The 11,515-nt window shown below is 45.7% G+C and carries 11 protein-coding genes; 6 read left to right on the forward strand and 5 right to left on the reverse strand.

The genetic code is table 11. The annotated features are described in order from the left end of the window. The first annotated feature begins 156 nt into the window (after positions 1 to 156). Complete coding sequence (locus tag FHS57_RS28050; RefSeq protein WP_183979529.1) at positions 157 to 3,162, forward strand: PD-(D/E)XK nuclease family protein; 3,006 nt, start codon at positions 157 to 159, stop codon at positions 3,160 to 3,162. 8 nt (positions 3,163 to 3,170) lie between these two features. Here FHS57_RS28050 and FHS57_RS28055 read toward each other — a convergent pair whose 3' ends face one another. Beyond that, positions 3,171 to 3,521 (reverse strand): LytTR family DNA-binding domain-containing protein, encoded by a 351-nt coding sequence (locus FHS57_RS28055; RefSeq protein WP_183979531.1) that lies wholly within the window; start codon positions 3,519 to 3,521, stop codon positions 3,171 to 3,173. Between the two features lie 128 nt (positions 3,522 to 3,649). Between FHS57_RS28055 and FHS57_RS28060 the strand changes: the two genes are divergently transcribed. The 3 genes from FHS57_RS28060 (at position 3,650) to FHS57_RS28070 (ending at position 5,962) form a co-directional block, all read left to right on the forward strand. Further along, positions 3,650 to 4,174 carry a 3'-5' exonuclease gene (locus tag FHS57_RS28060; RefSeq protein ID WP_183979534.1) on the forward strand — a complete coding sequence of 175 codons (525 nt, stop codon included), beginning with the start codon at positions 3,650 to 3,652 and terminating at the stop codon, positions 4,172 to 4,174. Positions 4,175 to 4,306: 132 nt separating this feature from the next. After that, positions 4,307 to 4,846: a TetR/AcrR family transcriptional regulator gene (locus tag FHS57_RS28065; protein ID WP_183979536.1), complete on the forward strand. Its 540-nt coding sequence runs from the start codon at positions 4,307 to 4,309 to the stop codon at positions 4,844 to 4,846. 33 nt (positions 4,847 to 4,879) lie between these two features. Then, positions 4,880 to 5,962: an MBL fold metallo-hydrolase gene (locus FHS57_RS28070; protein ID WP_229601476.1), complete on the forward strand. Its 1,083-nt coding sequence runs from the start codon at positions 4,880 to 4,882 to the stop codon at positions 5,960 to 5,962. A gap of 105 nt (positions 5,963 to 6,067) precedes the next feature. Here the strand turns inward: FHS57_RS28070 and FHS57_RS28075 are convergent, their stop codons facing one another. From FHS57_RS28075 to FHS57_RS28090, 4 genes are all read right to left on the reverse strand, one after another. Further along, a complete protein-coding gene (locus FHS57_RS28075) occupies positions 6,068 to 6,316 on the reverse strand; it encodes a NifU family protein (RefSeq protein WP_183979540.1) in 249 nt (82 codons plus the stop codon). 74 nt (positions 6,317 to 6,390) lie between these two features. Then, entirely contained in the window at positions 6,391 to 7,497 is a 1,107-nt protein-coding gene (locus FHS57_RS28080) for an Mrp/NBP35 family ATP-binding protein (RefSeq protein ID WP_183979542.1), read from the reverse strand. Positions 7,498 to 7,666: 169 nt separating this feature from the next. Continuing rightward, entirely contained in the window at positions 7,667 to 7,999 is a 333-nt protein-coding gene (locus tag FHS57_RS28085; protein WP_183979545.1) for a hypothetical protein, read from the reverse strand. Positions 8,000 to 8,002: 3 nt separating this feature from the next. After that, the gene (locus tag FHS57_RS28090) at positions 8,003 to 9,436 is read right to left on the reverse strand and encodes a PQQ-dependent sugar dehydrogenase (protein WP_229601477.1); all 1,434 of its coding nucleotides are present in this window, start codon (positions 9,434 to 9,436) and stop codon (positions 8,003 to 8,005) included. Positions 9,437 to 9,610: 174 nt separating this feature from the next. Between FHS57_RS28090 and FHS57_RS28095 the strand changes: the two genes are divergently transcribed. Both FHS57_RS28095 and FHS57_RS28100 read left to right on the forward strand, forming a co-directional pair. Continuing rightward, complete coding sequence (locus tag FHS57_RS28095; protein ID WP_183979547.1) at positions 9,611 to 10,270, forward strand: HAD family hydrolase; 660 nt, start codon at positions 9,611 to 9,613, stop codon at positions 10,268 to 10,270. Positions 10,271 to 10,276: 6 nt separating this feature from the next. Then, positions 10,277 to 11,434, forward strand: coding sequence for an MFS transporter (locus FHS57_RS28100; protein ID WP_183979549.1), 1,158 nt, complete (start codon positions 10,277 to 10,279; stop codon positions 11,432 to 11,434). Positions 11,435 to 11,515: the final 81 nt, after the last annotated feature.

An 11,515-nucleotide genomic window follows, 5' to 3' on the forward strand; every position in this document is an offset into this window, starting at 1 on the left:
GCGCGAAATTAAAACATGATTAAAATAATATCTCTAAAAATCAGTAAGTATTCTTAGTAACATCGGCTAAAACCCCAGATTTTAGCGACGAAAAATACTTATTTTACTGACAAAACCTTGAACCTTAAACCAAAACATTAAATACAACGCTTGGCCATGATTGAGTCCTTTTTAGAAAAAACAGCTCGGTATATTTTTTCAAAACATCCTGACATTCGGCAACTTGAGCAATTATCCATCATTGTTCCTACCCGACGTTCGGGGTATTTTTTGAAGCGTGCTTTGGCGCAGTGTTCTGCTCAGCCATTTTTGGCACCTGAAGTCGTCGCAATTGACGATTTTGTAGCTGACCGTTGTAAAATCGAAATTGCCGATAATGTGAGCCTACTCTTTGAATTATACGATATTTTCAAGCAAGTTGATAAAAACATCACCTTCGACCGCTACTTGCAATGGGGTAGTATGCTCCTGCGTGACTTTGAACAAATTGATCAGTATTTGATTGATGCCGATTACCTTTTTGACTACATCACCGAAGCCAAAGCCCTCGAACGGTGGCAGGTCGATTGGCCAAACAGCAATGTTTCTACGCAATCAGACCGCCTAAAAGCGTATTTTGAATTGTTCTCAAACCTAAAAAAGGTATATTTTTCATTCAAAAAAGACCTAAAAGAGAGGAACAGAGCGTTTCGCGGAATGGCTTACCGAGATTTAGCTGAAAATGCAGTTGATGTCCTACTCACTGCCGATCATTCAATCAAACCGCGTTACTATTTTGTTGGCTTCAATGCCCTGACTGCGGCCGAAGAGAAAATCATCAAAACCCTCGTTAATGCCAAACAAGCCGAAACGATTTGGGATTGTGATTACTACTATATGCGCGATAATCCACTCGCCGAAGGGGGGAAATTTTTGCGTAAATACCGTGACGCGGCCTGGTCAGGTGAATGGAAATGGAGTGAAAGCCATTTGTTAGGCACCCAAAAAGACATACACGTCTATGCCGTTCCGAATGCTTCGATGCAAGCGAAAGTGGCGGGTGAACTCTACCAACAATGGTGCGCGGAAGGACAAGGTGGTTCGGAACAACGCCCCGTGGGTATTGTTTTGGCCGACGAAAACCTGCTCGTTCCGATGCTCAATGGGCTTGATGAATCCATCACAGATTTGAACGTAACGATGGGGCTTACGCTTCGTAACTCGCTGCTGTTTACGCTTATCGACTCCCTTTTTGAGTTACAATTTACCATTGCCGAATTTAGGTCCAAGGACGGACGAGCCATAAAAATTCCCAAATTCAACCACCGAACGGTACAAAAAGTCCTGAACCACCCCTTTATTCGTCGCTATGAATTTCTGGCATTACAACAGCGTGATGTCTCGACCGAAACCATCATTCAAGTGACCATTCGGGAAATTCAGCAGCGCAATTTGGTCTATCTTGACCCTGCCTTACTCCTCGAATGGGGGCAACAACACCCGCTTTTCAAAACCCTTTTTAGCCGCTGGGACGACAACCCACACACCGTCATCAGGGTATTTTATGACCTGATTGATATTTTGCGTGAAGTCTATAAAGACACCCAAAATGCAATTGAAACGGAATACCTCTACTTGTTTTATACACTCCTAAAACAACTCGAAACTACGCTCAGTTCTGAGCACGTTGAAAAGCTTAATTTACGTACGTTTAAAGCCTTTTTGTACGAACTTATCCGCCAAACCCGCATCCCATTTAGTGGCGAACCCGTCAGTCCGCTTCAAATCATAGGGATGCTCGAAACCAGGGCGTTAGACTTTGAACGAATCATTATTTTGTCGATGAACGAAGGGGTTTTTCCCCTGACAAAACGTCAAAATTCGCTCATCCCGTTTGACATTGCCAAAGAAGCAGGTTTGCCCGTGTTTAGCGACCAAGACGCGGTGATGTCGTACCATTTTTATCGGCTTTTACAACGCGCCAACGACGTTCACCTGGTCTATGTAACCGATTCAAACACCTACAATGGCGGCGAAAAAAGTCGGTTTATTCTCCAAATTGAGCATGAACTTGTGCCCAAAGCCAACGGTACGATCAAGTTTACGGAACACGTGGTTAGGTTTCAGGAGATGGACACCTCCTCCGTCGATATGACTGAAGAAGTCGCCGATACAACCCCAAACAGTAAACCCCAAACAGTAAACTCCAAACATACGATCAGCAACGATTGGACCGTACCAAAAACCCCCGAAACGTTGGCATTTTTACGTCAAAACTTAACTAACGGTGGTCTATACGCAACCCACCTCAACCAGTACTTAAAATGCTCACTTCAATATTATTTTAGTCGCGTGGCTGGGGTTTCGGAAGACGAAGAAGTGGAAGAAAGAATGGGAGCTGCTGATTTTGGTTCGTGGATACACGCCGTGTTGGAACGCATTGACATCGAATTTTTGATGGACGGCAAGCCCATTAGCGACGCCGAAATTAAGGCCATTTTGCGCGAAGAATTTGCCAAATTGTTCCGAGGTTACGACCCAGAATCGGGCATTAATCGTCTTCTGTATCAAGTAGCCGAACAAACCGTGTTGGATTTTCTGAAAGAACAACGCCAACGCGATGAAAACCTTACTGTGCTCGCTACCGAACAAAAATTGACTGCAACCTTTGACGTACCCTTGTCAGACGGCTCACTCGCTTTGAAAATTGCGGGAAAAATTGACCGAGTAGAACTCCTCAACAACGTCATTCGCGTGGCCGATTACAAAACGGGCAAAATCGAACAGCTCCCCAAAGTTACCCCCGACAAACTTGATCACATCATGAGCTCGGGCGACAACTCAAACCATGAGAAAATCAGGCAGTTATGGATTTATCAATACCTGATTTATAAACAAATGTTGCGTGAAAAAGGCTTGCGTTTGCGCGGACGTGAGTTTCACTTAGATGCCTACGAAGTGACTTCGGGCTTTTACTCACTGCGCAATATCAAACGTGGTTTTATTTTCAACCCATTAAAATTTGGCGATACCCAAGATGCCGAATCGTACGTAGAACAATCGGAAAACTACCTCCGCACCTTTGTTGTAGATAAACTTCTCAACCCTGACGAGCCTTTCCGCAAAACCGACTACCTAACGGCTTGTCAGTTTTGTGATTTTAGGGAAATTTGTGGTCGATAAATCGCCTCTCAAGCAGCCTGTGTGAGCAATGCAGGTTGCTTGGCCCTTCGTCGGGCGACGGGTGCAGCAAAACCATCTTTTTGACGCACCAACCCATCGTGCCCCACGGAAGCATGAAGTAGGTTGATAATACACCCCCGCCGAATGCGCACAAATGAGTTAGATAATTCTGTTTCAAAAAGCCCCAACGTTTTGGCTACAAGCATCGGTGGATGCGCATTTATTACGATAAGGGTATAATTTCGACGCCCCTCCAAGCGAACAATTTCACTCAAAGGCACAAATACTTTTCCTCCAGTACATGGAAGACGTAAGCCAGCAACGCCTTTTTTGGTAAATGCAAGTTCATATACTTTCATGAGTAGCAGGGAGTTAGTGAATAGTTGTACAAAGGTGCATGATTTGACTTCGGCTATTCAAGGGGAAAACTACCCTTCACTTCCCGCAATTTTCCCGTATTTTTGCAGCTTAGTTTATATCCATCTATATGTTTGCCATTGTTGACATTGAAACCACGGGCGGCGCTTACGCCACAAGCCGCATCACTGAAATTGCGATTATCCGCCACGATGGCACCCAAGTCATAGATTCTTACCAAAGCTTGGTCAATCCTGCCTGTTGGATTCCTAGTTTTATTACCCAACTGACGGGCATCGACAACGAGATGGTCAAAGATGCCCCTACTTTTGAAGAAATAGCCGACGAAGTACGCCGAATGACCCTCAATGCCGCCTTCGTAGCGCACAATGCCTCGTTCGATTATGGGTTTGTACAACGGGAATTCAACCGTTTGGATGAGTATTTCAAACGCGATACGTTGTGTACAGTGAAACTAAGTCGGAAAATTTTCCCTGGCTATAAGTCGTACAGTTTGGGCAACATTTGCCGCGACCTCCAAATCCGCCACGTCAACCACCACCGCGCCATGGGCGACGCCTCCGCCACTACCCTATTGTTTGAGCAGCTTCTCCAAAATGACCACGCTGGCATTTTAAAAGACTGGCGCCCATAAGCGAGTGTTTTGAACTCCAATTTGGGACATTTTCGCCCTAGCGTCTCCGACGTACCCAAGAAAAAATGCGCCCTCTTGAACCATTTTACGCATCGGTCAGTTTTGTAAGTGATTACTCACTTTTATTAAACAATGACTGAAAAACAAGAGCTTATTTTGGTAACCGCCCTTCGGCTTTTTGCCGAAAAAGGGTTTGACACCACCCCCACGAGCCTCATTGCCAAAGAAGCGGGCGTATCGGAAGGGTTAATTTTTCGCCATTTTACCAACAAAGACGGCCTCATGGACGCCATCGTCGCCATGAGCGAAGAGCGGCTTAGCGCCAATGCCGAGCGTATTTTACAATTATCCAACCCCGTTGACCAAATCCACGCGACGCTCGAACTACCCGTTCAGCTTTTTCAGGAAGAGCGGGAGTTTTGGATGCTACAGTTTTCGCTCAAGTGGCAGAAAAAATACAAGAACCAAACCTACACCCCAAGTCCTGCGCACCTAAAAGTGATACAAGCACTTACCGATGGTTTTCGGGCACTCGGATACGCACAACCCGAGCAAGAAGTTAAGATTTTGATGATGCTTTTAGACGGTTTTAGTCACCAACTTGCCCTTTCTCCGTCTCCAGAATACATTGAAACTACCCTCGCTTTTCTTAAAAGTAAATACCCCAACTAACACCGACAAATGTCTCGCAAATTCAAAAAAACCATGATGACAACCCTTATTATTTTAGCCGCCCTCGCTTTGGGAGGTTATTTTTACCTGCAACAGCCGCAATTTGGGCGCAATCCTGAGGGAGCGCACCTTGAGAAAATCAAAAAATCATCTCATTACAAAGAAAAAGGCTTCCAAAATCAACACCTTACCCCCGACCTAGCCGAAGGCACTAGCTACTGGGATATTCTCAAAGCCTATTTTGTCAAAGTCGAAAATAAAGAACCTAGCCAGCCCCTCCCGTCGGTTAAAACCGATTTAAAAAACCTGCCCAACGATGTCCCTTCGGTGGTTTGGTTTGGGCATTCATCGTATTTTTTGAAGGTTGGAGGAAAAACTATTTTGGTGGACCCCGTTTTTAGTGGAAATGCCTCACCTGTTTCTTTTTTTGGGAGCAATTACGCAGGTAGTAACGTCTATTCTTTAGATGATTTTCCACCCATCGACCTCCTCATTATTTCACACGACCACTACGACCACCTCGACTACCCAACCGTCAAAGCCCTTCAACCCAAAGTAAAACAAGTGGTGACCTCACTTGGTGTAGGTTCGCACTTGCAGCATTGGGGTTATTCTCCTTCACAAATCAATGAGTTAGACTGGTGGGAGAACACAACCATTGCCGATTCGTTAGAAATCACCGCCGCGCCCGCCCGCCATTTTTCGGGAAGAGGCATTAAACGTGCCCAAACGTTTTGGTCGTCTTTTATTTTAAAAACACCCCAATACAACCTGTACCTTGGGGGAGATTCGGGCTACGACACCCATTTTAAAGAAATTGGCGAGAAATACGGACCGTTTGACTTAGCGATTTTGGAATGTGGCCAGTACAACCAGATGTGGAAATACATTCACATGATGCCCGAAGAAGTAGCTCAAGCAGCCGTTGAACTAAAAGCAAAAACACTTTTACCCGTTCACTGGGCCAAGTTTACTTTAGGTCTGCATCCGTGGATGGAACCCATCGAGCGTGTTACCAAAAAAGCACAAGAGCTAAACGTTCCAGTAACAACCCCTATGATTGGCGAAGTGGTAGAAATCAATCGCCATTATCCTAACAAGGCTTGGTGGAAATAACCAACGGCGGCCCTGTTTTAACAAAAAAGTGCTTCTAAGTTTAAACCTAGAAGCACTTTTTATTTTTGCAAAGGGTTTGCAACTATCAAAACGAAGGCTTTTTCCTTAAAACGCAGGTGTTAAATTGAGGGCTTCTACTTTTTTGATTTCGGGTACCGATTTCAAAATAGCCTCTTCCAAGCCTGCCTTAAACGTCATTGAAGACATAGGACAAGCACTACAAGCACCCGTGAGCTCCAACATTACGGTCATCTCATCCGTAATTTCTTTCACTTTGACGTTGCCCCCATCCGCCTCCAAATACGGACGAATGCTATTGAGGGCATTTTCCACGCGTGATTTTAATTCTTCCATGAATGTTTGTATTAACCTGTGATTAAAACGCTAATATGTACATTTTTTCATTGCCAATCAAGGTTCGGCGCTTTCTACACCCGAATCTCGACCTGTTTGGTTTTGGCCTGAGTCGCATTTCGAATTGCCACCTGCTGCGCCAAACTTTCGGCTGCTTCTTGGAAAGCCGCTTTTGTAATTTCATCTTCACTCAAAAACGCTGGGCGTCCTTCGTCCCCTCCTTCACGAATCCCCTGCACCAACGGAATTTGCCCAATGACTGGCACATCAAACTTTGACGCAAGTTCTTTTCCTCCATCTTTTCCAAATAAGAAATACTTGTTGTTGGGAAGTTCGGCAGGGGTAAAATAGGCCATATTTTCAACGACCCCAAGCACAGGAACGTTGATTTGCGGCTGACGGAACATTGCCAAACCTTTGATGGCATCGGCCAAGGCAACTTTCTGAGGCGTTGTGACAATCACCGCTCCCGTGACGGGCAATGCTTGCACCAACGTCAAGTGAATGTCACTTGTGCCTGGCGGCAGGTCAATCAACAAATAATCTAATTCGCCCCATTCTACATCACCAATCAACTGTCGCAACGCCGTACTTGCCATTGGGCCGCGCCAAACAGTGGCACTTTCGGCAGGCACTAAGAAGCCCATCGAAATGATTTTGATTCCCCATTGCTGAATCGGCATCATCAGGTTGCGCCCATCGCGCGTCACAATGCGAGGCTGCATGTCTTCGGCGCCAAACATCACAGGCATCGAAGGTCCGTAAATATCCGCATCCAAAATACCCACTTTAGCCCCCGCGCGCAACAACGCCATGGCCAAATTGGCCGTCACTGTCGATTTTCCTACGCCTCCTTTGCCTGATGCTATGGCAATGATATTTTTAACTTGTGGCATCACGGGCCCGCCCGAACGAGTGGTTGTAATATCGGCGGTCATGTTTATATTGACCCGAATATGATTGCCAAAAAACTTATGAATGGCATCCGTACAATCCTTGCGTATGAGTTCTTTCAACGGGCAAGCGGGGGTCGTTAGCACCACCGTAAAACTTACCAAGTCAATCCCTGTTTCTACGTCTCGAATCATGCCGAGCGTTACAAGGTCTTTTTTAAGATCTGGCTCTTGTACAGTACTGAGCGCTTGAAGTATTTTCTCTTTGTTAATCGTTAGGTCACCCATTGTAATGACGGTATCCCTAGTTCGGGTACACTTTTGCTATGATAGGACTGGTCAATTTTTTTAACTAACCCCAAAAGTACAAGGAAAGTTTGCTAAACCCCTAACACCGCCCCTGAAAAGTAGATTTGGCTCAGGTTACGAATAACCTGAGCCAAATTTTGCACCTACACTATCCTGTTTTTTTTTCGGTATTTTGGGAAGACGGGCCTCTTGTAACCGTGCCATTCATGGTCAGCATTAATAAAATAAGTACCACAACATGTACGGTAGGAATCAGGCTAATTTTGAACGCCATCGAATAGTTATCCCGATAAAAAGCAATCCACGAAATGATTTGGCAAACCACGATGACCACAGGCAAAGCCACCGCCGTCCAAAATACCCGCCACAAATGACTACTCTGCCCAGCATCAAAAATCATGGGGGAGGTCATTGCAGCAAGAATCGACGGGATAAGCCCTATCAGAAGGAGTACGTTCAGAATGATGGTTGCGATTTTCATTTATTATTTTTTCACGGGTACTAAACGAAATACAAAACCTGGGTCTTCTACTCCTACATAGATATAACCGTCGCGGCCCATTTGAACGTTACGCAAACGACCGAGGTTTTCGAGCAAAATCTCTTCTTTCACCACTTTTCCATTTTCCATTTTACAACGGTTGAGGTACTTAAAACGCAGCGAACCTACCAACAAATCGCCTTTCCAAGCAGGGTATTTATCGCCCGTCACAAACACCATCCCGCTCGGGCCAATCGACGGAATCCAATACAAATTCGGCTGTGCCATACCTTCTTTGGCCGTTAGTGGAGTCAACACCGTTCCGTCGTAATTGATACCGTACGAAATCGTAGGCCAGCCGTAGTTGACGTTTTTGCGAATGAGGTTCAACTCGTCGCCGCCGCGAGGGCCGTGTTCGTGTTCCCACATTTCGCCCGTCGTAGGGTGCATGGCCAAACCTTGCGGATTGCGATGTCCAAACGAATAAATCGACGCAATCGCTTTGTCTTGTTTGACGTACGGATTATCGGCAGGGATGCTTCCATCGTCATTGATTCGGTGAATTTTTCCACAGGCATTTTCAACCGACTGCGGAAAGAGCGGCTGGTGCTGCCCACGATCACCCACGGATACAAACAAGAAACCATTGCGATCAAATTCCAATCGTGAACCATAATGATGGCGCGTTTTTAAGTAAGGCAATGCCTCAAAAATCACTTTTTGGTCGGTCAGCATATTTCCCATGAGTCGGGCACGCATGACGGCCGTGGTAGAAAGTTTTGTTCCATCAACCGTTTTAAACGCCGAATAAGAGAAATAAATCAGTTGGTTTTGGGCAAATTTAGGGTGAAGTTCCACATCAAGTAGTCCTCCCTGACCTTCAGCTAACACCTCAGGCCCGCCCGTTACTTTTTCCTTCTGTTTGTTTCTATCCACCCGATAAATACTACCGTTACGGTCGGTAATGAGCATATCACCATCGGGCAAAAACGTCATTCCCCACGCGCTACTCAACCCACTGGCGATGGTGTCGAGTTTGACGGTCATATCTTCCGATGTAAAAATATTTGATTTAGGTTTTGACGCAAAGCTGTACTTGCTTGCTTTATCGAGTCCCTCCAAAACATAATCGGCTAAGGCGTCGATATCCTCTTTTTTGAGCGATTTTCCCCACGCAGGCATTCCATTGTCGGGGTAGCCATTGGTGATACTTTTGATTAAATCGTCCTTCGTTTTGCCATGTTTCCACTGGCGATCCACAAACATTTCTACTTTTTCGCCGTGGCAACCTGAGCAGAAATTTTTGTAGTTGTTGGCAGCCGTTTCAAAAGCGGCAGGGGTAGCCACATACTCGGTAGTGGGCTGAGGTTGGTGCATCAGTTGGCTGGCCAAAATCACGGTTGCTGCCACTGAGCTAATCGCTGCGTATTTAAACATGTTTGAAATAAATAGGGGTTGGTTTTTTGATGTAAATTAAGTAGAAATAACACAAAAGCAATATAGTGTTAGAAAAGGTAAACAAAGTCGTAGCGTCAATTGAGAAAGAGGCATTACTTTTGTAGCTTCAAAACAATCCAGCGGAGCTTTTTTTCAAAAGTTTCCATTTACGAAATGACAGACATTGCAGTAATCTTTGACATGGACGGCGTTATTGCCGACACCAACCCCACTCACAACATCGCTTGGCGTAAATTTTTGGACCAATACGCCATCGTTCCCACCGAAGAAGAGCTCCAAAATCACATGTATGGCAAGCACAACAGCTACATTTTGAGCTATTTTTTCAAAAAAAACGTAGAAGGAGCCGAACTCACTCAACTCCAATTTGAAAAAGAAGCGCTTTTCCGCGAGCTATATACTTCTATCGCCGAGCCTATTTCTGGGCTTTTGCCTTTTTTGAAAGACCTCAAGCAAAATAACGTCAAAACGGGTATTGCCACTTCTGCCCCATTTGAAAACTTAGACATGATGGTGGAACGCATTCCATTATTGGGACAAATAATGGAATCGATGCTCTCGGAAAGAGACGTTACTCAGCACAAACCCAACCCTGAAGTTTACCTCAAAAGCGCCGAACGTTTGGGAATTTCTCCTGACCGCTGCGTGGTTTTTGAAGACTCAGTTTCGGGAGTAAAAGCAGGACTCGCCGCAGGCATGAAAGTGGTGGGTGTTACTACCTCACATGGCCCGAATGAGCTTCCGCCTTGTAGTGCTTATATTGCCAATTACGATTCGTTGAACTTCGATTTCGTAAAACAATTGCTTTCTTAATTTGGTATGACAACTCACTTAAAAACGTATTTTACCAACCACCGCAGCCTAGCCATCGGAGCTATCTTTGCTTCGGTAGGGTTTCTGTTTGGAAATTGGGTCACGTGGATTCCATTTGTTAAACAAAAATATGGTTTGGACGATGCACAGCTTGGCTTGCTCTTGTTGAGTTTGCCATTGGCTTCGACACTCACCAATCCTCTTTCCACGCTGGTTATCAATCGTTTTGGCATGAGAACCACTACCCTTGGTGGACTCACGGGCATGGCTTTGGTGTATCTACTGCCTGTCAACGTTCCTGCGCTTTGGATGACCTCCATTTCGCTCGGACTTTTAGGCATTGGCATTGCCTTTACCAACGTTGCGATGAATACCTGCGTTACGGCGATTGAAAAACAAGACGGGACATTTATTATGTCCACATCACATGGCATGTTCAGCGGGGGCGGAATGATAGGTTCGGCTTTGGCCAGTGTCTTGATGGGCTTTAAAGTCCCTCCTGCGGTACACGTTTCCATCATCACTCTCACGATTTTAACCATCATTGTTTTGGCTCGGCCCATCATCATGGACATTCACGAAGAGAAGCTCAAAAGCGAAGGCGGTGCTAAGTTTGCTTGGCCCAACCGTGTCTTGGTGGGGATGATTGCCATTTCGCTTTGTACCAACATCACCGAAGGTACCATGTCGGATTGGACGGCTGTTTACATGCGTGAAGTGGTAGAAGCCAACGACTTTTTCATTGGTTGGGGGTTTGCTTGTTATGCTTTTTTTATGGCTTCTGGACGGTTTATTGGGGATGCCCTTATTCCACAATACGGTAGCCGAAAAGTGCTCGTTACGGGTGGAATCATCGCCGCATCAGGCATTCTAATTGCCGTGTTTTTCCCCTATACCCTCACGGCTATTTTAGGCTTTGGGTTAGTGGGAGCAGGCGTATCGTGTGGAGCACCTATTTTATACGGAAGTGCCGCCCGCGTCCCAGGCATGGCCAAAGGCGCAGGACTAGCCACCATGAATACGTTTAGCTTGGCAGGTTTTTTAGCAGGCCCTGCCCTCATCGGCCTCATTTCCAACGCTGTTAGCCTTTCGTTTGCCATCGGCATTGTGGCCATCTTAGCCCTCATTTGGTCATTACTTTCCAACAAAGCACAGTTGTATTAAGTCCAGAGGCAAGTGCGCAAGGGGTAAATTTGCAAGTTGGCAAGAGGCAAATTTGCAAACTCGGCTTTGCCCTTTGCCTTT

This window comes from Runella defluvii, assembly GCF_014195535.1.
GTDB lineage: Bacteria > Bacteroidota > Bacteroidia > Cytophagales > Spirosomataceae > Runella > Runella defluvii.